The sequence below is a fragment of the Mucilaginibacter rigui genome (genome assembly GCF_014773275.1).
Lineage (GTDB): Bacteria > Bacteroidota > Bacteroidia > Sphingobacteriales > Sphingobacteriaceae > Mucilaginibacter > Mucilaginibacter rigui_A.
The window spans coordinates 772,394-798,580 of record NZ_JACWMW010000001.1 but is presented as its reverse complement, the minus strand read 5'-3'; the positions used below and the strand labels follow the sequence as shown (position 1 = coordinate 798,580).

Below are 26,187 nucleotides of genomic sequence, written 5' to 3'. Positions count from 1 at the left end.
GATATTATTTATTAGATGATACGGTTTTGTTTGCTTTAATATCGGTACCAAGGCGTTGCAGATAGGCTATGATGGCTACTATCTCTTTATCGCTTTTTACTTTAATGTGGTCTTTACCGAGGTTATCGGCAATAGCTTTTGCCTGCTTATCAAGATCACGGTTAGCTATTTTATCGTACCCAATTGCGTATGGTACACCCAGGCTGCGCATGGCATTAATTTTTGATGCCGTGGTGGTGGTATCCAGTGTTTGGTTAAGCAGCCAGTCGTAATTTGGCATAATGCTACCCGGCGACATCAGCCGTGGGTCCATCAGGTGGTTATAGTGCCAGGCATTACCATATTTGCCACCCTCGCGCTGCAGATCGGGCCCGGTACGTTTAGAGCCCCAAAGGAACGGGTGATCATAAACAAACTCGCCGGCCTTGCTGTATTCTCCGTACCGCTCGGTTTCTGACCGGAAAGGCCGCACCGTTTGCGAGTGGCAGTTAACGCAACCCTCGCGGATATAAATATCCCTCCCCTGCAACTCAAGCGGCGTATAAGGTTTTACACTGGCAATGGTTGGTATGTTTGATGATATGGTTAGCGTTGGCATTAGTTCAACAAATGTGCCCACCAGTATAACCAGCAGTGATACAATCATTAACTGAATAGGTTTACGCTCAAGCAAGCGGTGCCAGTGGTCGCCGGTTTGTTTTACGTAAACAGGTTCAAGCGGCATAGCCTCGGCAGCTTCATTGGCAACCAGCTTGCCTCTCAGCGCCGTGCGGCAAAGGTTATAGGCCATTACAATTACACCTAAAAGATACATGCCACCACCAATTGAGCGCATTACGTGCATAGGTAATATGCGCATAGTAGTTTCTAAAAAGTTAGGGTATTTAAGCATGCCTTCGACATTAAACTCTTTCAGCATTAACCCTTGTGTAAAGCCCGACCAATACATAGGCACCGCATAAAACAATATGCCCAGCGTACCAATCCAAAAGTGAAAGGCTGCCATTTTTTTAGAGTACAATTCGGTTTTATAAATGCGCGGTATTAACCAATACAGTATAGCAAAGGTCAGAAACCCATTCCAGCCTAAGGCGCCAACGTGTACGTGTGCAATTATCCAATCGGTAAAGTGCCCTATTGCGTTTACCTGTTTAAGTGAAAGCAAAGGCCCTTCAAACGTGGCCATACCGTAAGCGGTTAAGCCAACCACCATAAATTTCAACACAACATCATCGCGTACTTTATCCCAGGCGCCACGCAGGGTAAGCAACCCGTTGATCATCCCGCCCCAGCTTGGTGCAATCAGCATAACGGAAAACGCCACACCTAACGATTGCGCCCACTCGGGCAATGTGGTATACAACAAATGGTGAGGGCCTGCCCATATATAGATGAATATAAGGGCCCAGAAATGCAGGATACTTAATTTATAAGAGTATATAGGCCGGTTTGCCATTTTGGGTAAAAAGTAATACATCATACCCAGGTAAGGCGTAGTCAGGAAAAACGCAACTGCGTTGTGCCCGTACCACCATTGCACAAGGGCATCCTGCACACCTGCGTATACATAATAACTTTTAAAAGCTGATATAGGAAGTTCAAAAGAGTTTACGATATGCAATACCGCAATGGTTACAAACGTGGCTATATAAAACCATATGGCAACATATAAATGCCGTTCGCGGCGCTTAAATATGGTACCGAACATATTGATACCAAATACAACCCATATAAGCGTTATAGCGATATCAATAGGCCATTCAAGTTCGGCATACTCATGCGAGGTAGTAAGCCCCAAAGGCAAGGTAATTACTGCCGATACAATGATAAGCTGCCAGCCCCAAAAGTGGATACTGCTTAAAATATCGCTAAACATACGTGTTTTTAGCAGGCGTTGCAGGGAATAATATACGCCCATAAAAATGGCATTGCCTACAAAAGCAAAAATAACAGCGTTGGTATGCAGCGGCCTTATACGCCCAAATGTGGTGTATTGGTTACCCATGTTTGCTGCCGGGTGAAATAGCTGTATAGCCACAATGAGGCCCACCGTCATGCCGATGATGCCCCAGATTACGGTAGCTATACCGAAATTGCGTACAATCTTATTATCGTAGTAAAATTTTTCGGGTTGCATAAATGTTCAGTGTATATTGTTTTTGGATGGTGTAAAATTAGGTTTGTGTGTTAGCAGGCGGAATGACGGGCGTTTGCTTAAATAATGACACGGGTCACTTTTTTTCTTCCTGCGGTTCATCATCAAGCAGTATGCGTACGCCCGGGGTGTACATATCGTCATTTTGCCCGGTGCGCTGCGCCCAAAAAAAAGCGCCTAAAAAAACAAGTGCGAGCATAATGCTGCAGCCAATTAAAAAATAAATAATGCTCATGATAATTCTCTTTTTTTTGCTGCCAGGTGCGTGGCAATACTGGTGAATGATATAATAGTTGCCGTGCTAAGCGGCATTAATATGGCGGCTATAATGGGCGATAGCATGCCTGTAACGGCAAAGCTTAAACCAATGAGATTATAAACAACCGATATCAGGAAGGATGCGTGTATAATACTTACCGTATTTTTAGAGAACCGCAGGAACTGGGGAAGCTTATTCAGCGAACGGCCATCCAGTATGGCATCGCTCCCCGGCGAAAAATTGTTTACATTATCGGTAACAGCCACACCTAAATCGCTTTGCTTAAGCGCGCCCGAATCATTAAGCCCATCGCCCATCATCATTACCTTGCGCCCGGCCAGTTGTAATGATTTTATAAAATCGAGCTTTTGCTGAGGCGATGCATTGAACTGCATATAGCCGCTATCTTTAAAGTACGGTAGCAACGCGTTACGTTCCTGGTCGTTATCGCCCGATAAAAGATAGATCTTATACTTTCCTGCCAGGTCTGTTATCTCTTTTAAACCCGGACGGTAAGCCTGTTCAAAGCTTATATACCCCGCATATTGCTCATCAAATTGTATATGCACCCGGGTTGTTATTTTATCTTCTGCTTTTACACGCGGCACATTCACAAACCTGTTACTGCCAATACTAACAAAGTAACCGGCTACATAAGCCGTTATACCCTTCCCGGCGTACTCGCGGTACGATACTACCGGCAACCGCTCGTAATCATTAAACAACTCACATATCTGCCTGCTTAGCGGGTGGCCAGAATTACTGCAAACGCTGTATATGATTTGCTTTTGATAATTTGTAAGGTTTGCATCCACCAATACCCCCGCCCTTCCACCCAGGGTAATGGTGCCGGTTTTATCGAGTACTATGGTATCAATAGCCGCTAAACGTTCAACAATCGCGGTATTTTTAAGATAAAACAAATTTCTATCTAAAACCCCTAACGCTGCCGACATGGTAAAGGGCGTGCTTAAAGCTAATGCACACGGGCAGGCTACTATAAGTACAGCAGTAAAGGCAGCTACCCCTCTGCGTGCATCTGTTGGCAGCCAATAAGCCATTGCGCCAAAAGCTATTATGAGTAGTATAACGGTAAAGTATTTGCTAACCCGCTCGTTAAAAGTTTGCATACGGTTATCCTGTTGGCGGGTAAACGCCTCATTATTCCACAGTTGGGTAAGGTAACTTTGTGATACGGGCTTTATTATATCAAGTTCAATGGCCTCGCCCATTTGGCGGCCACCTGCGTAAATAACTTCGCCAAGTGTTTTATTAACAGGGATAGATTCGCCCGTTACAAAGCTAAAATCTATCCGGGCATCGCCCTTTAACAATATGGCGTCAGCCGGTATGATCTCGTTGTGACGAATCCGTACACGTTGCCCCACCTTTAACCCCGATAGTGGTAATGGGCTTTCTCTATCCCCCTCTATTACCTGCACAGCAACCGGGAAGAATGAACGATAATCGCGTTCGAAAGACAGATGGTAATAGGTTTTTTGCTGAACAAACTTTCCAACCAGTAAAAAGAAAACCAATCCGCATAAGGTATCGGCAAATCCGGCACCTGTATGCGTTAATATTTCGGCTACGGTGCGTATAAATAACACCGCGATACCCAGAGCTAGCGGGAAATCGATATTTAAAACTTTATTGCGCAGGTTATGCCATGCCGATACAAAATAGCCGCTGCCCGAGTATAACAGCACCGGTATAGCAAACAATATATTTAACCAGCCAAAAAACTGCCTGAAATTTTGCTCATAACCAGATAAGCCAAAATACTCGGGGAAACTAAGCAGCATTACGTTACCAAAGCAAAAGCCGGCAACTGCTATTTTTTTTACCAGGTTGTCTTTTTGCCCAACCACCTGGTCTTTCACAATATCATGCAGGCTAATGAGTGGTTCATAACCAATGTCTGACATCAGCTCTACCACCTGCCGCAAGCTCACCTCTTTTTTATTAAAGCGGATGTTTACCTGTTTTTTTATAAAATCAACCCGGCTGTAATAAATGGCAGGGTTTATTTTATGTAGCTGCTCAAGCAACCAGATGCACGAGCTGCAGTGGATGTATGGGATGTAAAGGGTTACAATGGTTTTGGTATCGTCCGAGTAATCTATCAGTTCACTGATGATAGATTCGTTATCCAGGTACCCGAAGCGTTTATCGGTGCGCGCGCGGTTAGCGCCCGGATGGTCGTTGTAATTATAGTAATTACATAACCCGTTGTTTGATAGTATGCTGTAAACCTGCTTACATCCGTTACAGCAAAAGGTTTTTTCGTCAAATTCAATCGCCTTGTTGCAATCGTCTCCGCAATGGTAGCAGGTAGTTTTGGTAAGGGTATCAACAGCCATATATCATCATTAATTGATACCTCAAAAATGCATGACGACAGCCTATTGTAAAATGATGCGGATTTTTATAGAAAGTGATCCGCATCATTTTTTTTGCAGGTTAAAACACCGGCAACGGTGCCTCGGCCTTTACTTTAGGGAAAACCAGCAGCGGAATAGTGATATGCTTGGCAAGCTTTTGTGTGTGGCTTTTATCAAATAAGCTAAACATAACGGGCTTGTGATGTACAATGGCCAGCATATTGGCCTGCGTATGAAGGGAGATCCACTCTAAGCCTTCATCAATTTCTTTGGTTGATATCTGGCGGTAATATATTTTGGGGTAATCTACCTTGCAGGTAACGTCATTTAAAAAACTATCAACCATTTTTTGGTGATCTTGCTTATGCTTACCTGTGTCTGATAAATTGCTGATCAATAACTCGGCATTAAAGGGGCGCACTAAACCCGTTAAAGAATGAATTAAACCTATATCATCCTCGCTAAGGTTGGTGGCAAACGTTACTTTTTCTATGGGCTTAAATGTTGCCGTATGGGGTATTAGTAAAACCGGGAAATCTGCCACATCGATCAGGTCGCGGCTGTTACTGCCTAATAAAAAGCGGCTTACCTTACCCGCACCAGACATACCCATAACTACCAGGCATATCCTCTCTTTTTCTACTGTACTTTTTACCACATCGGTTACCGACCCTGCACCGCAGCATGTATCTACACGCGGATGAAAAGACTGCAGGCTGGTATTATCCCGGTCTTCAGTCATTAACCTGTCTGCAAGGTGTTTTAATTCTTTTAAAACATCTTTTTCAAGGTCATCATAATTATACGCTGGCCAAACCAAATTTGCAGCCATACTGCTTTCTAAAGGCACTTTAATGGCGTTACAAAATTTCACGTTAGCCTTTAAAGTTTTGGCAAGATGTATGGCATAGCGCGCTGCGTTATCGGCAGCTTCAGAAAAATCTGTTGGCACTAAAATAGTTTTCATTGTTGTAGCGGTTTATAGTTTACTGTATGTTAGCGCATGGTTAAAACCGGGCTGTCATTATACAAAGCCATCTCCAGGCTTTTGTCAAGGTTGTATATATCTTTATATATAATGAGTTCCCCTTCTTTCATTTCGCAGGTTAGGTAGGTAATGTTTATTGGCACCTGTTTTTTAAGCTTAAAGTTTTGGTTTGTGTATGCCATAACAGCTTTATGCATATCGGCAATTTTGCTTTCTGCGTCATCATTTTTTAAAAGTAGTGATGCAAGTTTTTCGGCCTGTTCTACCCGTACACAGCCATGGCTAAGCGCACGTTCCTTCTTTTTAAAAAGGCTTTGTTCGGGTGTATCATGCAGGTATACATCGTAGATATTGGCAAACCTGAAAACAATACGGCCTAATGAATTATCGCAGCCGGATGACTGCCTGGCGTAATAATTTTTTGAATTTTTCTTAACGCTTAACAAATTGTTTAAAAGTGGCTCAACGTAAACACCCCTGTTATTATAGATGGCGATGTGGTTGTCCTCCAGGTATTTTGTATTCTTTATGGCTTTTGGCAGCAATTCCTTTGTAAATATATTAGCCGGCACTTTCCACTCGGGCGCGGTTGTAAAGTAACTTATCCCGCTTAACAATGTAGGGGTTGGTGTTGATGGTTTACCTACTATTATTTTAAACAAATAGGTAGTATCGGGTTGGTGAAAACTGAGGGTGTATGTTGGTATGTTAACCTGTATATAACTGCTTTGTTCAACATCAGCCCAGCGCAGCCTTTCCATGTTGATGGCTGCTTTTCTTACATCGGCATCGGGCACCTCATAGCAATCATCAAGCTGTAAACCTTTTACTTTGTACAAGTACCGCTGTAAAGCATAATATTCTTTTGATTTTGGCTGCACAGCTAATACAGCGCTCATAAAATCGGGTTGCTGTATGGCGCTTGCCAGTACCAGTTCCGCATAAACATTCCCGGGGATACCGGCATCTATTTGAGCAGAAGAAAAATTAGGGTTTAACTTACCATAATGCAGGTGATTAATAAAAGCAAGCATGGCATCGGTAAGCATAACATCAAACCTGGCTTTTTGAGCATTGCTTATCTCATTTCCTTTATCCAGCATAATATGGAGCTTGTCGTACAAAAGCTCTTTGGGGTGATAATCATCGTATGATAAGCCAAACTGTAAAACGCAATCTATCATCAACATGGCATCCCATGTTTTCGCAGAATTAACAGGGCCTTTTATCCAGGAAGGTTTATAACCGCTACTCGCGTAAAAACGTTTAACCGAAGCAGGAAAATACAACTCATTGTTAATTGTTTTTTCATGCATCAGCATTGTAATTTCACCAGTAAGTGATGTATCTCTATCTATGCTTTTTGCGTAGCTATGAAACGATAAAAATTGTAACACTACGGAGTAAAGTATAGTTATACCAATTGCTTTAGCCGATTTTATTGATATCATCATCCTTTCCATAACTCGTTGATTTTATAATGTAAAATTGACTTAAAAGCGGCAGAAAATTAGTGACGACGGTCACATATTACCCTGATTGTGAACAAGAAAGGGCAGAAACAGAAAAAGCGCCGTAAAGCGCTTTTTCCGATAAGTGAGAGATAATTTATTTAGTTGATACATTATCCTCATGCATTGCAGTTTCAACAATTGCATAGATCTCTTTCTTTACCTGCCGGTATTGCCTTATAATAGTTGACATGAAGTTTTCTATCAATAATTGGTTCTCAGCAAGCTCTTCAGTAGTATCCGGAATGATGTTCTCTGCTATCATTTCCAGTTTTTTTATGTGATGTGATACCATAACATGTACATGATTTTTCTCTACCTCCATTTTGGATAACAGTTGGTTTGCCAATACCAGTTTATTAAGGTAGCCTTCGTTTGATAACGAGGTGAAATAGTTTTCCATTAGTTTATGAAGAAATTCGGCTTCGAACGTAAGGAATTCAAGGTCAGACAACCATTGTTTTGTAATAACGTAGTACTGTTGTGATCGCTCGGATAACTTTTGGGTGATTTCCATTTTCCAGTTTTTAACTACCGCCAATTTATTGCCGGTATAATGAAGAGATTTAGTGAAATATACACTGTAAAGTTCGGCGTTTGTGAGCAACGTGAACATGACCACCATTGGTTTAAACCATGACCCTGGTCATATTTGGGTAATCTCGGTTTTTAATTAACGGCATAAAAAAGCCATTTCTTAAAAAAAGAAATGGCTTTTTGCATTTTGACCAGGCATTATATTATATCTACGGTGCCTTTAACACACTTGTATCATCTCCATCCCTAATATTTTTGCTAATTTATCAAGCTTGCTGGTAATGTGGCCCACCCCAACCGCGCAATGATGCGCCGGGCCGTGGCTATTCCAATCGTTAACAAACTGGCGGGCACCAACAGGGAATTTGTACCGGCTGTTGGTATTCCCGATCTGCAGAATAGGGCCGCTTACCGATTCGCCTTCGGCAACCAGCATTACCAATTCGCCTTTGCTGTTTTCGAGTATTGAAAGGCAGGTAACAGGCCCGCTTTTAACAGCCATTTCTACCGAAAGCCCGCACCCTACCTTGCCATGATACACCTGCAAAGGCTTAACTTTTGTACGCCCTTCGGCAATGGCAATGTGGCCGGGACCGTCATGCCCCATCAACACTACATCGTCTTTATAATCCATAGCGTAGTATTCGGTAAAAGAGCCACCTGCGCCAAAGCTGTCCATTATCTTCATGGCCTGCGCGTTCTTTATCTCATACTCGCCTGCTACAGGCACACCATTCGCCGTAAGTAACGAGTTGCCTAAAATTATCGAGCTCATGGTATCCTCATTATCGGCATTACCCGTTCCCTTATGGTAATAAGCAAAAGAACCTAACTGGTGTTTAGCCACCAATTTATCCATCGCTACTGATGTTTTGGCGGCCCGTAACAATTCGCCATCGGTGCAATCATCCTGTATGTCAAATTTCGCGCGAAACTCGGCTACACGGCTGTCCGCCTCGGTAGTTGTAACTGTGTTTTTTATAGTGGTCAACTCTTCCACTTCGATATGCTCAAAATGACCGCCAAAGTATTTTATCTGCAGGGTAAGATCTGTGTAGATATCCAACATACCCGAGTAATAATTACCCATGCAGCCCATGCGGTTGTTTTGCATAATATGGGCAACGTTGGCAGCTTCTACCCATTCAATTATTTCATTATTGCTTTCTTCATCGTGCTGCAGCATACCTGTTACCTGGTAAAACTTAATGCCGGTACGTTTAAAAACGTTTGCAATTTCGGGCACGGGACAGGCCGAGCAATACTTCAACCATGTACCTGTCATCTGCGTACGATCATTAAGGTTATTAAAGGTTTCATAATCAATATTATCTTCAGGCGATAGATTGAGTATCACAACCGGTACATTTAATTTTTGTACCACGGGTAAAACTGTTGACGAAAGCGCGTATGTACCCACATACAGGAAAACCAGGTCTACATCCTCCTGCCTGAATTTTTTACCCGTTTCGAAAGCCTTATTCACAGTATCTACTAATCCGGCATTCACAACACGCACGGGCTGATCAGCAAATTTCAAGCATAGTGTTTGCAGGTAACCTTCCAGGCTTGTTTTTAATCCCTCGAATTGTTCCCAATAAACGTCTAATCCTATTCCAAATACTCCGATAGTTAAATTACTGTTGATCATTTTTATAAGTGGTGTTACCTGTTTTAATTTGTTTTAATGTATACGGGGTATTAATCATTTATTTTTATGATGGTAACCGGCCCTGTTAAGCCCGATGGTAATAAAGGTGAACCGGCTTTATACTGCGTGGTTGATGTAAAAGTATAACGGCCGCTGGTACGGGGCTGCCCTTTCAGCAACCACTCGGGCCACTTATCGTCAACAATACCATCATATGGTTTTTTCTCATCACCTATCAGCCGGTTTGGCCAAAGGTTTATCACTTCTATTTTAAGATCGTTATTTTTTGCCCGCACCATTCCGGATATATTTACATGCCACGGGGCTGTCCATACAATGCCAAGGTCTTTTCCATTCAAGGTTACGCGGGCCATGTTATTTACATTTCCGAGGTCCAGATACAATGATCCGGCTGGTGCTTCCTCAAGATCAAACTTTTTATGATACACCGCTTTGCCCGAGTAATATTTTATTCCTTCGTTTTTGTTTTTGGTCCAGTCGCTTAACTCATCAAACTGTACACTTGCCGGGCCGCCCCATATAGGGTCAAAATTCACTTCCCATGGGCCTGTTAGGGTTTGCAGCGTTTTAGTATTAATCCCGATATTGATGCCGGATGATGGCCAGATGTTCTCTTTTGCAAAAACGATGAACGCGCTTTCATAAGCAGCCAACCGAACAGATACCGATGTGCTGCCATTATTCTTCTTAAATTTTGTTATTTTTTTGGTTTTACCGGTCACGGCATCCCACAACTCGGGCGAACCTTTTACGGCACGGAACTGTGCCACAGTATTAACCGGCTTATCAGTTTTGTTTGATACAAAATATATGTCCCAATCTGTACCGGTACGGTGCGTATACCGCAGATCGCCGTTTGCTGTAAAATCGTCAATAACGCCCTTTGATTTGAGGATACCTGCAGTGAGGTTATAATGCGGGTATAGTTTATCGGGGTTATCACTTACAGGTTTACCCCATATCAAAATACCTTCGCCATATTTATGATGAGTTATATTTTCGGGGACAGTACTTGCGCCCCATATGGTTTTACCTAAAGCAACAATCCTTTCATCGCAGGCAGGGTAGCCCACAAGGCTTGGCGAACGTAATGGAGGGTTACCAACAACAGTAGCGCCCAGCTTCACCAGTTCGCCTATTTTGGTCAATAGTTGCGGCGTCATTGATTCATATACCGGCAGTACCAACAACCTGTAACTTGCCCCACCCGGGAATACCACCTGATGGTCTTTCACCGTTGCCTTCATTAACTGGCCTGGCGCACAGCCATCAAAATTATAACCTCTGCGGTCGCCTATGGTATCGCCGCCCACCATTGCCGAAGCCGGCGGCACGAATACCAGCGGAGAACCTTCGGGCGTTAAATAAAGCACATCGGCCACGGTGCGGCCCTGTTGCAGTATATACTGGCTGCGGGTAACGTAGTTATGATAACCGTTAGCCCATGGCCACCAGGTTTGGCTGCGATCCCAATGCACGCCATAAGGCCCCATGGTTGCCCCGGGTTTCAATGAATCGGGCAGAAACTGATTTTGGAACGTGTGGTACACAAAGCGGTTAATACCGGCTGCAAAAGCCCAGTCGCCCTGGTTTTTCATTGATGCCGGGTGTTGTTTCCAGCCTTCATTATCCTGCGCGGTAAAAGCCTCGGCAGGGATCAGCGACTTACCATTAACGTGCCCTATGGATGTAGATTCGATAACGCTGTAGCTTGAATTGAACCCGAAACCTTTGCTCCAAAATTCGGCCATAGGCACATCCGCTACCGATCCAAGTTCGAGGTCGGCCGTTGGCGTCATGTCATACGGTTCGATAGATAGCGACAGGTTATTACGCCTGGCATATTCTTTTACCTGCCTGGCATGGTTATCCAACACAAGTTCCTGCGCAGTTTGCCTCAGGTCCCACAAAAAGCGTTCGCTTTCTTCCAGGCTGCCAACAATATTGCCGGCATAAACCGGGTAATATTTAAGCGGGTCGTACCCTCTCCTTTTAATAAATTCCTGCCTGAACAATCCTGTCCAGTTTTGCGCGCCCATCTCCCAGCTATCCATGTGCAGGCGTTTTAAGCCACCTTTAATATTTTTGTTTGTCCGCCCGGTTTTTCTCAGCAGGTTGCCTACATACTTATCTAAATGATAATTCAGTGCCACGGTATCAAATTTATCAGCCTCGAGGCCTAAACCGGGTACCGGTGCCGGGCGGGTAATAGCCCCGTTATTGCGGCTTACAAAGCGCATAACTGCCCACTTGCCTGATGGTGGCGACCAGTTAAGCGTGCCATCGGGTTGCATTTTTGATGTCAGATCAATTATCTGGGTTTTGATTACTGCATTTTTATTTGCCCTATCATTAGCTGGCGATGGCATATACGGCCTCACCACACCCGAACTATAAGGCGCACGATAATATAAAGCCTTCTCCTCGTAATCTTTAATAGGCTTATCCTGTTCCGTTGCCGGGAAGGCTAAAACTGCTACATCCTGGTAAAATTTCAGCCATTCTTTTTTCACCCCGGGTGTTAAGCCGCCCTCGCCAAAAAAAGGCTTTTTGGGCGGTGGCAGAGGCAAAATAATTTTCTGCTTATCGCCTGCGGTTACTGTAACCTGGCTGGATACCAGGTGCTGCATAGATTGGCTGGCCTTAACCCATGGGCCGCCGCTGCCCGTCCAACCCGGGCCAATGCCTAAAGTTATTTCAATACCCAGGCGCCGGGCCTCTTTTTCGGCATGTACAAAAAGCGATGTCCATTTGTCACTTAAAAACTCTACCGGCCCACTGGGGATACCTACATTCACTTCAAGGAAAATAAGATTACCAATGCCTGCCTTTTTCATCGATTCCAGATCTTTGGTGATGGTTTCTGCCGACATATTGCCATCCATAAAATACCAGTAAACACCCGGTTTGTATTGATCGGCCGGGTGGGCAAAATTTTCCTTTATTGTTTTTAGCTGCGCATTGGCCACAGTAAAGCAACAAAAAGCAATAAGGTATGATAGTATATATCTAAGCATGGGTGGTATTTAATTGTGCGTATAAATGGCTAAGCGGTTTGGGCAAAGTTATATCCTTCACTCAAATTTACTTTATTTATTGCAACTGGTTTTTGTCTGTTATGCGATATGTTTTATACTTTTTGACATAAGGATCAGGGCATCGAAAAAACTTTCTCCAGATCCACCACCACTGGCGATTGACCCGGGTTAACCTCCATCAGATCTGCCATATGCTCCCACCATTTCAGCATCAACGGGTTTTCATGCAGATTAACGACAAGGCCTTCATCAACATGTTGAACCGCTATCAGCGTATCGGTTTCTTTATCTAAGTAGATATTGTAGTTTTTAATACCGTTCTGTTTAAGCAGGGTTACCAGCTCAGGCCAGATGACTTCATGCCGTTTCCGGTATTCAACTTCGCAGCCCGGCTTTAACTTCATTCTAAAAACCACCTGTTTCATATTGTTTTAATTTGCGGTTTTGATTAGCGCTACTGCAAAGGGTTTTAAATCGATGTAGCTGTTTTTTAGTGGAACATACACCGGTTGATTATCTCCTGATATTTCGTCAATAATGGCTATCTGCGCGCCCTTTAATTCGGCAGGTAGTGTTACACGCAAGGCTTTGTTACGTTTGTTAAGCAGCAATATACTTTTGCCGTCAGCATCCTTAAAGCCCTGGGCTAACAGATCATCGCCTTTGTTGTGATCGATGCTTGTATTAACCAGTTTGCTACCGGCTTTTATCTGGTCTTTGATCAGCTTAAGCACCCAAAAACGCGCGTTAGGTTTGTTGTTGATATAATTAACCATGCTCACATCCGGGAACTGCGTTGGGAAACCTACTAACTGTGATTCGCCAATAACATCGATACCGTTTTTGGTGAGTTCGATAAAGAAATAAGCATAAACACTTGCCGACAGGTTCCAATAGCGTGCCGGGATAGGCTGGGTACGCATCTCTTCGCTCACAAATGTGCCCAGTTCATTAATATCTGTTTTTGTATTGGGCGACAGGCGCTTTTTAATGTTTTCTACAAACCTTACCGTATTGATAAAATTCTCGGCCTTATCAAATACGGCGTATTCATAATCCTCAAATTTTTGCCCGCTGTTGGCGCTTGCATAACAATGGTAGGAGATCATATCCAACGGGATACCCGGTTTATGGTTAGCGGGATTCAAAAAGTATTCGAACCACTCCGGCTTTTCATAAGCAAGGCCTAAACCCACAAATTTTGTATTGGGCAAAACCTCTTTAAGCGCCGTAACCATGGCATCGTATATTTTGGTATAGGTTTGCGGCGACATGCTATGTTCCAGATCAGGCTCGTTCAGCACCTCCCAGTAAGGAATCTCGTAATGGTAGCCCGATTTGTGGTATTTGCCAAGCTCGTCTGTAAAACCACCTTTGGTGTACCAGCTCACCAACCGTACGTAATAGTCGGTAAGTTCTTTCATTGTGCTGTCCCTTAACTCGGTACCGCCGCCGTATGCCCAGCTCACCTGGTTGGGGTCTGCCGGATAGGCAACCGGTTTTTCAGTTTTAAACATCCATTGCGGTATGGTGCTAAAATTCATGATGATGGAATGTCCTTTGGTGGCTTCCAAAAAGTCTATGGTCATGGGGTCTATCAGGCTAAAATCCCATGATGTTTTTGTTGCTGTTGGTGGCTCAAGCTCCGCTACAGCTAATTTGGGGTACGGGAACCATGGCACGTAGCGCACAAAGTCGGCATTCAGCTCTTTAACGGCTTTAAACGATGCATCGTGCATGGCGGCCTTGCGGCGCAGCATTGGGTTGCCTACCACCTGTAAGGTAGGTGTAGATATTGAGGTGGATACCTCATCAGCCCAGTTTACCTTTAGCTGCGGCGTTTGCGCGTTGCAAATACCCACTGCAATTAAGGCAAGGTTTATGGTAATAAATTTCTTCATCTTTATTAAATTAATAAACAACCATCAAAACTGTATATAATACTTTTTTAGAAAGGCAGGAAGCACCATTTACCATCGGCAACTCCCTGCAACTTTCAACCAATTACCAATATTAGTACCCGGGGTTTTGTGTTAAGTTCTTATCCAGGAACAGTTGCCTGTCTGGTATAGGGTATAGTGCTTCATACCCATCAAATTTGTAATCGTTGCCGGTAAACGGTACACCGCCCCTATCCACGGTAGGCGATGCTTTTTCTGCCTGCCCATGCGCGTTTAAAAGCGTTACCATCTGCGCATTTGTTAGCGAGCGTTTCAAATCAAACCAGCGGTCGTTCTCAAAGGCAAGCTCTACGCGGCGTTCATGCCTGATTGCTGAGCGGAAGGTTTCCTGGCTTAAACCGGATAAGCCGCCAAGGCCTGCTCTATCTCTAACCTGGTTAATATACTGATAGGCATTAGCAGGGCCGCTTTGCTCATTAATAGCCTCGGCCAGCATCAGCAATACGTCTGCATATCTCAGCACCGGCCAGTTGTCGTCAGTTCTGCCCACAACCGTATGCGCGTGGTTATATTTAGCCACATACGGAATGGCTACAAACACACCTTTATCAGTTGTATAGCCTTCTTTTAGGGAAACGGCTTTACGCTCGTCACCAGCTTCAAACTCGGCTATAATACTTTTTGTAGGGATATTCCAACCTTGCGGGCGACTGGTAGGGAAACCGGTTACGGCACCTTCCGAACCCCTTGGCGCGAAAATGTATTCAAAGTTGCTCCACTCGCTCACCTTATCGCTACCCAGGTACTGTACTTCAAATAAAGATTCGCTGTTGTTTTTGTTGGCTGTAGAAAAAACATCGGCATACTTATTAACAAGCGAATAACCTAAAGTTAGTATTTGGCGTAAGGTACTTTCTGCTTTCGGATAGTCTTTCCTGGTCAGATATACCTTGCCCAATAAACCTAATGCCGACCCTTTTGAAGCACGCCCCACATCCCCTCCGGTATAGGTGCTTTTTGCAGGAAGGTTGGCAGCCGCATCGGTTAGATCTTTTATGACCTGCGCGTAAACATCATCCTCCGAACTGCGGGCCGTAGCAAAAGCATCCGAAGCGTTGGCAAGTGGCTCGGTAACTAATACAACCGGGCCAAAATAACGCACCAAATTAAAGTAATAGTAAGCACGGATAAATTGCAACTCACCTTTATACTGGGCCTTTTTCTGATCGCTTATCGCGGTTACGCCATCTATTTTAGATAAGGCCACATTAATATTGTAAAGCGCGTTGTAAGACTGATTGTACATGTCGGCGATGTTAACGTTTGTTGCCGTTACATTCCAAAACTCAAACGCTTCAACACGGTCGGTTTGCCCCCTGTCTGATGGGTCGAGCTGGATGGTCGTATTGTCTGACGACATTTCGGCGAAAACGTACTGGCTGTTTACATTGTCCTGCATAGAGCTGTATGCACCGCTGACCGCCTGTTTTATCTGATCTTCCGTCTGATAAAATTTATCAGCGGATTTCTTTGTAGGATCAGACAGATCAAGAAATGATTTTTTGCAGGCTGATGTAACCGCCAGAAAACCTAATAAGATTGATATTTTATATATTTTTTTCATCGTGTCGGTTCTTTTAAATTAAAAATTGATTCTGGTGCCGATTGATATAGTGCGTGGTACCGGGTACGATTCGCCGTCCCTTCCCGGGCTTATCACATCATTACCGTTGTTAGTCCTTGCGGCGTTAACCTCGGGGTTGTTACCCGGGTATTTGGTGAACAGGAAGGCGTTATCCACACTGACAAAGATCTTGGCGTCGAAAACATTTTTGATGCGTGGTATGGTGTAACCCAGTGTGATATTTTTTATCCACATGTAGTTGCCACTATATACATAATATGAGTTAGCCTCGCGTGTAAAATAATAAGTGTTTGAGCCGGGCCATTTACCAGCGCCCGGGTTTTGCGCGGAGCGCCAGCGGTTCTGAACATCCGACAGTACGTTAAACACACCATCAATATTAGCCAGGTTCATATCAACCGCACGGTAAATTTGCCCGCCCGATGAGCCGTTCAATAACATGCTCAGATCAAAGCGTTTGTAGCCAACATTCCAGTTCCACCCCCAGGTAAATTTAGGATTAGGATTACCTATCACCACCATGTCTTGTGTATCGTATGATATCTGCCCGTCGCCATTGCCATCAAAATACTGGTAAGTGCCGGGGATGTTATTGGCGTTATGCGGGGTGGCATCAATTTGCGCTTGTGTTTGGTAAATACCAAGCACTTTAAACCCGTAGAACATCCCTATTGGCTGCCCTACTGTGCTTATATTGTATCCGTCATAAAAGGCACCGGTAAGCAATGAGTTCCTATCGCCATCAATTGACAGTACTTTGTTCCTGTTGAAAGAGATGTTGAAACCTGTGTTAAAAGTAACATCGCCGTATCTGTCGCGGTAGTTTACGCCAAGTTCAAGCCCTTTGTTTTCCAGTTTACCAATGTTGGTGATGATGTTTCCGAAGCCTGCAACAGCGGGGACCTCTACATTAAGCAGCATGTTGGTGGTTAATTTACGATAGTACTCTGCGGTAAAATTTACTTTTCCTTTCAAAATACTCAGATCCATACCAATATCCAGTTGCCTTGATTGCTCCCATCCCAGGTTTGTGTTTGGGAACGAACCGATGGTTGCGCCTGGCACAACTGTACCGCCCAGCACATAATTACTTGCGTTAATATTTGCCTGCGAAGTGTAGTTACCGATGTTATTGTTACCGGTGATACCATAACTTGCCCTGAATTTAAGGTCATCCAGCCAGGTAAGTTTTGGGAAAAAGTTTTCCTGCGAAATACGCCAGCCCACAGACGCCGAAGGAAAACTACCCCAACGGTTATTGCTGCCGAAACGGGAACTGGCCTCGCGGTTAAACGCTGCTGTGAACAGGTACTTATCCTTGTACGAATAGTTAACCCTCGATAAAAAGCTTTCGATGGTAAATGCCGCCATGCCTGCGCCACCGCTCAACTGGTTAGCTGCTGAAACATATTCCACCAGGTCGTCGGGGAAGTCTGCCCCGGTTGCGTTGCCTGTGTTTACCGAATTTTTTTGAAATATATGGCCAACCGTTACCTCCAGTTTATGATCTTTAAACTTTGGTGAGTAGGTTAACAGGTTATCCATACCATAGTTTAAATAGTTGTAAAAGTACTCGCTGCCACTTGCCAAACGCGGAGGCGGGCTGTTGAACCCGGCCAATGTTGAGGGACTAAAATCATGGTTGCGCATATCATCAACCATACCGTTTATATTGGTACGAAAGTTCAGGTCCTTTAAAAACTTAACATCTATATAAGCATTGGCAGTAACGTTGCTTTTGTATTGCCTGTGTTGCTCCTCGTTAAGGCGCTGCACCGGGTTGGGGAAACCAAAAATGTTATCATGGCCGCCTATATAGCTGTTGTAGCTACCGTCTTCATTATATACAGGTTCGCGCGGATCCATCAGCAAAGCCTGGTCAACAATGTTGCTGCCAAAGCCGCCGGCAATTGCATCGGCGTTTTTTGCCCATGAGTACGCCCCTGACAGGTGTAAACCAAAGTTTATAAAGCTATTGGGCCTGCCGTCAAGGTTTGCCCTTGCAGTAACCCGGTTAAAGCCGGTATTGATCAGTGAGCCATCCTGTTTAAGATACCCCATGGAAATAAAAGAGCTTGATTTTTCGGAACCATTGGTTAACGACACGTTGTAATCGCTAAACGGCGCGTTTTGACGCAGGATCTCTTTATACCAATCGGTAGAAATTTTTGTCTGCTCCGGGTTTCTGAAATCGGCAGGAATTTCGCTTTCCAGCGGTTCCCTGTTTTGAAAATACCTGATCTTATCAGAAAACACATCCTTTTGAAACTGTGTAAACTGCGGGCCGTTTAGTACATGGATGCGCCTGGAATCGGGCACGTTTGCAAAACCGTTGTTGGTAGTAACCGATAGTTTATAGCCATCTTTTTTACCACTTTTGGTTGTTATTAAAACAACCCCGTTGGCTCCCCTTGATCCGTAAACGGATGTAGATGCCGCATCTTTAAGGATGGTGATACTTTCAATATCGTTCGAATTTAGTGAATTGCCCACGTTGGTACCCACCGGGAAACCATCAACCACGTACAATGGGTCGCTATTTGCACCCAGTGAGCTGTTGCCGCGGATCTCTACCTGCAGCTCCTGCCCCGGCTGTCCCGAGGTTTGTTTGGCTACAACGCCCGGCGCCTGCCCCTGTAAAAGCCGCCCAACATTTGATGCCGGGATGCCTTGCGATTTAGAAAGATCTACCTGCGAAACTGCCGCGGTAATATCGGCCTTACGCTGTGAGCCGTAAGCAAGTACAACTACTTCCTTTAGTCCTTGTGAGGATGCTGACATTTTGATAGTGAGACTGGCATCATCGCCCAAAACTACGGCGCGTTCGGTATAGCCTATATATCTGAATATTAGTGTCGCGCCTTTATTGGCGTTTAGTTTAAAACGGCCATTAACATCTGTTTGGGTGCCGTTGGTAGTACCTTGCACTGATACAGATACGCCTACCAGCGGCTCTGATGAAGTGGCATCGGTTACAGCGCCCGACACGGTTGCCGCCGTTTGCGCAAAGGTTGGCAGGTAACATAAAAGCGATAAAGCCAGTATGAGCAAGTGCCTGCCGGTTACAAAAAGTAAAAGTCTTTTTTTCATAATTTTTGGTTAGTTATTGTTTGATTAGCTTATAGGTTTTAATTTTTTGCACAGCGATTTTTTACACCATAGGCATGCTAATTATCTTATTGTCGGTTTATATTTTTGAGCGCAAAGGCAACGCTGCGGTAGATGCAGGGATGCTTTGGTTATTATTGGTTTTCAAAAGTATTTCAATGCTTTCTGCCGTAAATACAGGTTTTGATATTTGATTTATACATTTTGATAATTTTCAACACATTGTTAAACAGCGATTTATTTTCAAATTCTCAATACGTATACCTTATAAAAGAAATTGATGCAGGGTGCAAAAAGATGTCAGAAAACACATCACTTTTATCAAATGATGTAAAGAAGGAATTAATAACTTACCGAAATTAGCAGACAAGAAAACCATTTTACAAACCGGCGGTCCCTGCCCTATAAAAACTGTAAACGATGAAATTTAACCGGACAAATTTATTCCCGATATTCTTATGTCTATTATCCTCATTGATCTATGGGTTTATTCCGGATGCGGCATTTGGCCAGGGCAAACGCCAACCTGCCAACCTGGTGATCACCAATTTTGACAAGCAGGGCAATCAAATTATCCGCTACAGTAAAGTGGGCGATGCTATTGATGCACACGATGGCGAAATAGCTTTGTTTAACGGCACCTATTACCTGTATGGCACCAGCTACGATTGCGGTTTTGAGTGGGGAAACAAGAACGCGCCATTCTGTGGTTTTAAGGTGTACTCGTCAAAAGATATGCTGAACTGGACGGACAGGGGCTTTTTGTTTGATGCCAAAACCGAGGTTTGGCAAACCCGCTGCAACGGCAATACTTACGGGTGCTTTAGGCCGCATGTGATTTTTAACAGCAAAACGCAATTGTACGTACTATGGATAAATGTTTATGATAATGTATCGGGTTACCGCGTTTTTACAAGCAAAACACCTTTTGGCCCGTTCACAGAAGTTGCCGAGCCAAAGCTGGCGGTAAACTCAAACGCGCCGGCCGCGGGCTTAAACAATGGCGACCATGATACTTTTATTGACGATGATGGCACTGCCTACCTGGCTTATACCGACTGGCGCACAAAAGGCACCATCGTAATTGAAAAACTAAGCAGCGATTACTTAACCGGAACCGGCGAAGTTGTAACCTCAGTTACCGACGGGCAAACCGAGGCACCGGGCATGTTTAAAAGGAACGGCATATATTACGTGGTTTATTCCGACCCTAACTGCGGTTACTGCTCGGGCACAGGCACATCGTACAAAACAGCTAAATCGCCGCTTGGGCCATGGTCGGCAGGGAAAAAGATAAGTGATAACTCCTGCGGGGGGCAGCCTTCTTTTGTATCAACCATAAAACTAAGCTCGGGCAATGTTTATCTGTTTGGCAGCGACCTGTGGAACAATGCCGCCAAAAATGAAGCGCTTGCCAATTATTACTGGGCTCCGCTTACTTTTAATGCCGATGGCTCCATCATCCCAATGACTTGCGACCAGACATTTAAGGTTACCGGCAGTAAAGTGGAAAGGATACCGGCTACAGACGTTAAAAACAGCAGCACCAAAGGCCTGCCTGATATAGCCGGTGCAACTAAGCGATCGCAAACATTTTTGGCAGAGCGCAGCGGCATTTTAAAAACAGTATATCTGCCCGTATACAAAACGGGCAATATCGACGCGGACTTGCAGGTATGTATTTATCGTGCCGATGCACATGGCAAACCTGAAGGTAAAGCCCTGGCCAATAAAAGCATCCCTGCAAAAGCAATAGGCTGGTCGGTTAAACGGCAGGCTGTTCATCCGGGGGTGAAATTAACCAAAGGTGTGGCTTATTGCATTGTGCTTTCTTCGGCCACAAGTGCAGGCAGTTATGGCTTTACATACAATAATAACATAACAAGTAATCCGCAATTATCATTCGGTAAATTACAGGGAGACACCTTAGTGGCTGAGGAAGGCAAGCAATTAAATTTTAAGCTCATCGTTACCCAATAAGGCCCTCAGCAGAAATAAAATTCACTTTTTGATATTTTGTTTATACTTTTTGATATTGGCCTTGTTGGTGGGGAAATAGTTGTTATTTTTAATATATAAACCACTACTATCAGGTATTGCCACATAATCCATGCGGCATACTATGTACCAATTATTTATTATAGTAGCGTATTCAAAATGATCAATTATTACAAATATTTGCCTGTAAGCCGCGAGGACGAGAACTGGGGCCTGTGTGTTTTAAATACAGGCTGTACCCATATCGAAGCCACAGGTTTGTACCCTTATAAAACCCACCCCGCCCATCATTATTTTAACTGGGCCATTGGCCGGGTATTAAACGAATACCAGATTATTTATATCACCAAAGGTAAAGGCATCTTTGAATCTGACAGCTGCAAAAGGCGCGAGATAAAGGCCGGTACCATCATCATCCTTTTCCCTGGAGAACGTCACCGCTATAAACCCGACAGCGAAACCGGCTGGGATGAATACTGGATTGGTATGAAGGGGGATATTATTGATAACCTGGTGAAGAAGAACTTTTTGAGGCCCGATAATCCAACCATTTATATAGGGTTTCATGAAGGCATTTTCAACCTGTTTAACAGTATTATTGAAGTAACCAAAAGAGAGAATACGGGCTACCAGCCACTCATTTCGGGCGCGGCACTACACCTAATGGGTAATTTTCACTTTATTTTTAAGCAGGACGCGGTAGAGTGCGAGGAAAAGGAAACCATCATTAATAAAGCAAGGCTATTGTTCCGCTCAAACATCACAAATGATTTTTCGCCCGAGCAAGCTGCGGAAGAGTTGCAGGTAGGTTACTCGTGGTTCCGAAAAGCTTTTAAAAGCTATACCGGGCTTTCGCCTGGCCAATATTACATCCAGCTAAAAGTAGAGCGGGCTAAAGAGCTTTTGAACAACCCGGAGATCCCGATCAAGCAAATTGCCTATGATCTTAGGTTCGATAGTTATTTTTACTTTTCAAAAATGTTTAAAGAGAAAACCGGCATCCCCCCTACCGATTATCGTAAAAGGGCATTAGGATCGTTATAGCTATTCAAAAGCCAAAACAACTGGTATATTTACCGTATCAATGAGAAACTACTTAAAAATACTGCGGATTGACGAATATTCAATTACACCGTATTACGCTCAGATCTATAATTCTATCCTGCGGGCTATTGAAGATAAGCTGATAGATAAAGATGATATCCTGCCTTCTATAAACGACCTGAGCATTGCGCTTGATATTTCAAGAAACACCATCACCCGCGCTTATAACGATCTTAAAAAAATCGGTGTTATTAACTCCGTTCCCGGCAAAGGTTATTTTATATCCAATACCCGGGTAGACCAGTCGGTTAAAGTGCTATTGCTATTTAATAAACTGAGCAGCCACAAAAAGTTACTGTACGATGCCTTTGCTGGTGCGCTCTCTCAAAAGGCATCTATCGATTTTTATATCTACAACAGCAACTTTAACTTCTTTAAAAAGCTACTACTGGAGAAACAGGAGAAATATGATAAAGTAGTTATCGTTCCCCATTTCAGGGACAAAGCAGATAACGCGTTCGAGGTAATAAACGAAGTACCCAAAGAAAAACTTATTCTGCTGGGCAAACTGGTGGACGGTGTTACCGGCGAATTTGGGGCGGTTTACGAAGACTTTGAGAACGACATTTTCAACGCGCTTGTTAACCTGATAGAAAAGATCAGGCAGTACACCTCACTAACTATCATTTTCCCGAAGCAAAGCTATTTCTCTACAGATATACTGATCGGTTTCCTGAATTTCTGCAAGGTTTATAACTGCGATTACGATATCATATCCGACCTGAAAACCCAACCGATCCAAAAAAGCACTCTCTATATCACCCTTACCGAGGACGACCTGGTAGAACTGATAGACAAAGCACTGAGCCTGGAATATAAAGTTGGCGAGGATGTGGGCATTATCTCCTACAATGAAACAGCCCTAAAAAGATTGATATTGAACGGCATCACCACCATATCAACCGATTTTAGGTTTATGGGCGAAAAAGCCGCCGAGTTGGTATTGAATAACTCGAAAGAACATTTGAAAGTGCCGTTCAATACCATTATCAGAAAATCGTTATAAACAAAAGATTCCTCATAGTCGCTCGACTCCAGCCGGGTGAGGTTATTATAAGGCCTCCGGCCGCATATTTACGGCGGCAAGATGCCGCTGAATAGTCGCTCGGCTGGAGCCGAGCGACTGCATAAAATCAATCCGTTAATTCGTTATTTTAAACTGATAACTTCCTGCCGCTATTTGATAGTTCGCACTGTTATTTATTAAAACATCCCCCTGGTAAACCTTTGATTTACCGGCATTAGGGAATGTAATGGTAGCCGATGAGTTTGCCGGGATAGTTACGTTATAAATAACATTCTGCCCCTTTCTTGCCCACGATGATACAATTTTACCGTAAGGCCCGTCGTGCGATGCATTGAAAAATTCAAGGCCCGATACAAAATTCGGTTTTAGCAATACATTTTTAAACCCGGGATGTGCTTCATCAGGTAGTATACCGCCAAGTCCTTTAAAAAACCAGCCACCAATTTCGCCAAACATCATGTGGTTTAATGAGATATCCCTTTCGGCTTTGATGTTCCAGTTTTCGTAAAGTGTTGTTGCACCGTTAACAATCCACCAGCCCCATGACGGGTAGGTATCCTGCGCTGCCAGCTTGTACGCTGTTTCGGCTTCGCCATTATTGCTTAAAGCATTTAATACGGCTTTGGCGCCTAAAACACCCACATCAATATGCATGTTATCAGCAGCGACACGCTTCGCTAAATTTTCGGCTACCTGGGTTTTATACTGGTCGGGTACTATCCCCCATTGTAAAGCCATGCTCAATTCGGTTTGTACTCCATTGCCGTAAATACCGGTTGCTTTGTTAAAGTATTTATCGTTAATGGCCTTTTTGATCTTAGTGGCTAAGGCCGAATAAAATTGATAATCGGCCTGTTTCCCAAATAGTTTAGCTGCCTTTGCCAAAATTGTAGCATCAACATAAAAATAAATAGACGACGTATACTCTAACGATGATGACGATTTAACCGGCACCCAATCGCCACGGCCAAAAGTGGTTAACCCGCCCACGCTTATGCCATTAACATAATTAACATACGCACGTATATTATTGTAATTATCGGACAAAGCCTTGCTATCACCGTAGAACATATAAAGGTTCCAGGGTATAATGGCTATGGTGCTCGTCCAGTCGGTACCGTTTGCCGTGCCATAACCCCAGCCACCTGTCGGGATAATATCAGGCAGTACACCGTTTGGCTGCTGCTCGTCGCGGTGATCGGCCAGCCATTTTTCGTAAATGGTGATGCCGTCAAAGTTAAACAGCCCGGTCTCCACAGCAAAGTGGCCATCACCAGTCCAGCCGTTCTTCTCGCGCTGTGGGCAATCGGTTGGATAACCAAACAGATTGGATAGGTATGAGTTATTTGTAGCCCACCACAATTTGTCTATCAATGGGTTTGATGAACTTATTTTACCCGTGGCCGGTACATCGCTGTGCATAAAATATCCCACAACATCCTCTTTCTTTAATTCAAGCGGTTTGCTGCTCGTGATCTCCACATATTGGAAGCCTTTGTAGTTGAACTTCGCCATAAATTCAACAGTACCTTTCCCGTTCAGGGTTACAATATCCGTCCCGAACGGGTCGCTTTTATCTTTAGGGCGATAGTAAACGTCAATGTTCGACATATCTACATGGCCGTTAGCATAAAGCCTCTCGCCGTGTTTAATGCGTACTACAGTGCCGCTTTCGCCGTTAAGTCTTACTTTGGTTACACCCGAAATATTCCTGCCCAGGTCAACCACATAAGTGGTATCATTAAACTTGTTAATAGATTTTGCAGCTATCTCGTCAACATTACGGATTGGCTGCATTACCTGGCTAACAATTTGTTTGGATGGGGCTGCACGCAGGTCTACCTCTTTCCAATCTTTATCGTCAAAGTTTGGGGTATTCCAGCCCGGTAATTCCAGCCTGCTATCGTAATGTTCGCCGGTATAAATACTGTTAAAGGTAATAGGGCTATAGTGTGTTTTCCAGCTATCGTTGGTGCCTACAATGGCCGTGGTACCATCATCATAGGTTATCTTCAGATCCATGCAAAAGGTTGGCCTATTGCGCCATGGGGCGCGGTCAAAATTCCAAACCGCTATGGATTGCATATTATACCAGCCGTTACCCAATAGTACGCCAATGGCATTTTTGCCTTGCTGCAACTGGTTGGTAACGTCGTAACTCACATACAATGTACGCCTGTCGAAACGGGTGTACATCGGGTCGAGCCTATGATTACCTATCTTTTGTCCGTTAATATATAGTTCATACAAACCACCAACGGCAATATATGCCCTTGCCAATCTGATCTTTTTCCCCGCGGTAAAAGCTTTGCGGAAATATGGCGCAGGTAGGGTATTGATACTGGCCGGATCACTTATCCACGATCCTGTCCAGTTGTTAATGCCCATTAATCCGGTCTCGAAGTTGCTTATGTGGCTATCCGGCAGTTTTGCACCTGCACGGTTCCAGGTACGCACCAGCCAGTAATATTTAGTTGATGGCTGCAAAGCTTTACCGCCGTAAGTAATATTACTGGCAGATGAATTTATCTTACCCGAGTTCCACGCCGTAGGGTTTTTCGCTAACTGAACAGAATCTGTACCCACAAGCACCTGGTAGGCTGTTTGGGTAGCGCCATTACTGCGGTCTTCCATTTGCCAGGAAAGGCGCGGGTGTTGTTCGTCTACACCAATCGGTGTTTCTAAATGTTCGCACTGTAAAGCAACCGTGCGGGTTTGGGCATAAACAGTAGCGCCGGCAAGCGTGTTAAAAAAGAATGTTAACGCTAAAATGTAATGTGAACGGTTCAAAATCTTCTTATTTTATTTGATTAAACTTATTTAATCCCCTCAAGAGGGGAATCGCGCAGGCCTTCGCTTT

The 26,187-nt window shown here is 44.0% G+C and carries 17 protein-coding genes; 4 read left to right on the top strand and 13 right to left on the bottom strand.

The features are described from left to right. Positions 1-4: 4 nt before the first annotated feature. From ccoN to IDJ75_RS03595, 12 genes are all read right to left on the bottom strand, one after another. The gene (ccoN, locus tag IDJ75_RS03650; RefSeq protein ID WP_191174241.1) at positions 5-2,137 is read right to left on the bottom strand and encodes a cytochrome-c oxidase, cbb3-type subunit I; all 2,133 of its coding nucleotides are present in this window, start codon (positions 2,135-2,137) and stop codon (positions 5-7) included. Between the two features lie 94 nt (positions 2,138-2,231). Then, positions 2,232-2,390 carry a cbb3-type cytochrome oxidase assembly protein CcoS gene (ccoS, locus tag IDJ75_RS03645; protein ID WP_191174240.1) on the bottom strand — a complete coding sequence of 53 codons (159 nt, stop codon included), beginning with the start codon at positions 2,388-2,390 and terminating at the stop codon, positions 2,232-2,234. Further along, a complete protein-coding gene (locus IDJ75_RS03640) occupies positions 2,387-4,777 on the bottom strand; it encodes a heavy metal translocating P-type ATPase (RefSeq protein ID WP_191174239.1) in 2,391 nt (796 codons plus the stop codon). The genes ccoS and IDJ75_RS03640 overlap by 4 nt, the downstream gene beginning before the upstream one ends. A gap of 100 nt (positions 4,778-4,877) precedes the next feature. Further along, positions 4,878-5,765 (bottom strand): universal stress protein, encoded by an 888-nt coding sequence (locus tag IDJ75_RS03635; RefSeq protein ID WP_191174238.1) that lies wholly within the window; start codon positions 5,763-5,765, stop codon positions 4,878-4,880. A 29-nt stretch (positions 5,766-5,794) separates the two neighbouring features. Further along, entirely contained in the window at positions 5,795-7,249 is a 1,455-nt protein-coding gene (locus IDJ75_RS03630; RefSeq protein ID WP_191174237.1) for a L,D-transpeptidase scaffold domain-containing protein, read from the bottom strand. 145 nt (positions 7,250-7,394) lie between these two features. Then, positions 7,395-7,913 (bottom strand): hypothetical protein, encoded by a 519-nt coding sequence (locus tag IDJ75_RS03625; RefSeq protein WP_191174236.1) that lies wholly within the window; start codon positions 7,911-7,913, stop codon positions 7,395-7,397. A 141-nt stretch (positions 7,914-8,054) separates the two neighbouring features. Then, positions 8,055-9,485, bottom strand: a complete 1,431-nt coding sequence (locus IDJ75_RS03620; protein ID WP_191174235.1) for an arabinose isomerase — start codon at positions 9,483-9,485, stop codon at positions 8,055-8,057. Positions 9,486-9,535: 50 nt separating this feature from the next. Further along, entirely contained in the window at positions 9,536-12,523 is a 2,988-nt protein-coding gene (locus IDJ75_RS03615) for a glycosyl hydrolase (RefSeq protein ID WP_191174234.1), read from the bottom strand. Between the two features lie 134 nt (positions 12,524-12,657). Then, a complete protein-coding gene (locus tag IDJ75_RS03610; protein ID WP_191174233.1) occupies positions 12,658-12,969 on the bottom strand; it encodes an L-rhamnose mutarotase in 312 nt (103 codons plus the stop codon). 6 nt (positions 12,970-12,975) lie between these two features. Further along, complete coding sequence (locus IDJ75_RS03605) at positions 12,976-14,445, bottom strand: GH39 family glycosyl hydrolase (RefSeq protein WP_191174232.1); 1,470 nt, start codon at positions 14,443-14,445, stop codon at positions 12,976-12,978. 112 nt (positions 14,446-14,557) lie between these two features. Beyond that, positions 14,558-16,069: a RagB/SusD family nutrient uptake outer membrane protein gene (locus tag IDJ75_RS03600; protein WP_191174231.1), complete on the bottom strand. Its 1,512-nt coding sequence runs from the start codon at positions 16,067-16,069 to the stop codon at positions 14,558-14,560. Positions 16,070-16,087: 18 nt separating this feature from the next. Beyond that, positions 16,088-19,180 (bottom strand): SusC/RagA family TonB-linked outer membrane protein, encoded by a 3,093-nt coding sequence (locus IDJ75_RS03595; protein ID WP_191174230.1) that lies wholly within the window; start codon positions 19,178-19,180, stop codon positions 16,088-16,090. A 74-nt stretch (positions 19,181-19,254) separates the two neighbouring features. Between IDJ75_RS03595 and IDJ75_RS03590 the strand changes: the two genes are divergently transcribed. The 4 genes from IDJ75_RS03590 to IDJ75_RS03575 all read left to right on the top strand — a co-directional run bounded on the left by IDJ75_RS03590 (position 19,255) and on the right by IDJ75_RS03575 (position 23,306). Continuing rightward, entirely contained in the window at positions 19,255-19,392 is a 138-nt protein-coding gene (locus IDJ75_RS03590) for a hypothetical protein (RefSeq protein ID WP_191174229.1), read from the top strand. A 226-nt stretch (positions 19,393-19,618) separates the two neighbouring features. After that, entirely contained in the window at positions 19,619-21,178 is a 1,560-nt protein-coding gene (locus IDJ75_RS03585) for a family 43 glycosylhydrolase (protein ID WP_191174228.1), read from the top strand. Between the two features lie 177 nt (positions 21,179-21,355). After that, positions 21,356-22,240: an AraC family transcriptional regulator gene (locus IDJ75_RS03580; RefSeq protein ID WP_191174227.1), complete on the top strand. Its 885-nt coding sequence runs from the start codon at positions 21,356-21,358 to the stop codon at positions 22,238-22,240. Between the two features lie 40 nt (positions 22,241-22,280). Further along, on the top strand, positions 22,281-23,306 hold the full coding sequence (locus IDJ75_RS03575; protein WP_191174226.1) for a GntR family transcriptional regulator: 1,026 nt from the start codon (positions 22,281-22,283) through the stop codon (positions 23,304-23,306). Between the two features lie 135 nt (positions 23,307-23,441). Here IDJ75_RS03575 and IDJ75_RS03570 read toward each other — a convergent pair whose 3' ends face one another. Then, complete coding sequence (locus IDJ75_RS03570; RefSeq protein ID WP_224746467.1) at positions 23,442-26,117, bottom strand: alpha-L-rhamnosidase; 2,676 nt, start codon at positions 26,115-26,117, stop codon at positions 23,442-23,444. Positions 26,118-26,187: the final 70 nt, after the last annotated feature.

Excerpts from the sequence above, each read along its gene's own strand:
- IDJ75_RS03600 (WP_191174231.1), bottom strand. The coding sequence starts at position 16,069 with ATGAAAAAAATATATAAAATATCAATCTTATTAGGTTTTCTGGCGGTT.
- IDJ75_RS03620 (WP_191174235.1), bottom strand. The coding sequence starts at position 9,485 with ATGATCAACAGTAATTTAACTATCGGAGTATTTGGAATAGGATTAGAC.
- IDJ75_RS03605 (WP_191174232.1), bottom strand. The coding sequence starts at position 14,445 with ATGAAGAAATTTATTACCATAAACCTTGCCTTAATTGCAGTGGGTATT.
- IDJ75_RS03580 (WP_191174227.1), top strand. The coding sequence starts at position 21,356 with ATGATCAATTATTACAAATATTTGCCTGTAAGCCGCGAGGACGAGAAC.
- IDJ75_RS03635 (WP_191174238.1), bottom strand. The coding sequence starts at position 5,765 with ATGAAAACTATTTTAGTGCCAACAGATTTTTCTGAAGCTGCCGATAAC.
- IDJ75_RS03575 (WP_191174226.1), top strand. The coding sequence starts at position 22,281 with ATGAGAAACTACTTAAAAATACTGCGGATTGACGAATATTCAATTACA.
- ccoN (WP_191174241.1), bottom strand. The coding sequence starts at position 2,137 with ATGCAACCCGAAAAATTTTACTACGATAATAAGATTGTACGCAATTTC.
- IDJ75_RS03585 (WP_191174228.1), top strand. The coding sequence starts at position 19,619 with ATGAAATTTAACCGGACAAATTTATTCCCGATATTCTTATGTCTATTA.
- IDJ75_RS03615 (WP_191174234.1), bottom strand. The coding sequence starts at position 12,523 with ATGCTTAGATATATACTATCATACCTTATTGCTTTTTGTTGCTTTACT.
- IDJ75_RS03595 (WP_191174230.1), bottom strand. The coding sequence starts at position 19,180 with ATGAAAAAAAGACTTTTACTTTTTGTAACCGGCAGGCACTTGCTCATA.
- IDJ75_RS03630 (WP_191174237.1), bottom strand. The coding sequence starts at position 7,249 with ATGGAAAGGATGATGATATCAATAAAATCGGCTAAAGCAATTGGTATA.
- IDJ75_RS03590 (WP_191174229.1), top strand. The coding sequence starts at position 19,255 with ATGCTAATTATCTTATTGTCGGTTTATATTTTTGAGCGCAAAGGCAAC.
- IDJ75_RS03625 (WP_191174236.1), bottom strand. The coding sequence starts at position 7,913 with ATGTTCACGTTGCTCACAAACGCCGAACTTTACAGTGTATATTTCACT.
- IDJ75_RS03610 (WP_191174233.1), bottom strand. The coding sequence starts at position 12,969 with ATGAAACAGGTGGTTTTTAGAATGAAGTTAAAGCCGGGCTGCGAAGTT.
- ccoS (WP_191174240.1), bottom strand. The coding sequence starts at position 2,390 with ATGAGCATTATTTATTTTTTAATTGGCTGCAGCATTATGCTCGCACTT.
- IDJ75_RS03640 (WP_191174239.1), bottom strand. The coding sequence starts at position 4,777 with ATGGCTGTTGATACCCTTACCAAAACTACCTGCTACCATTGCGGAGAC.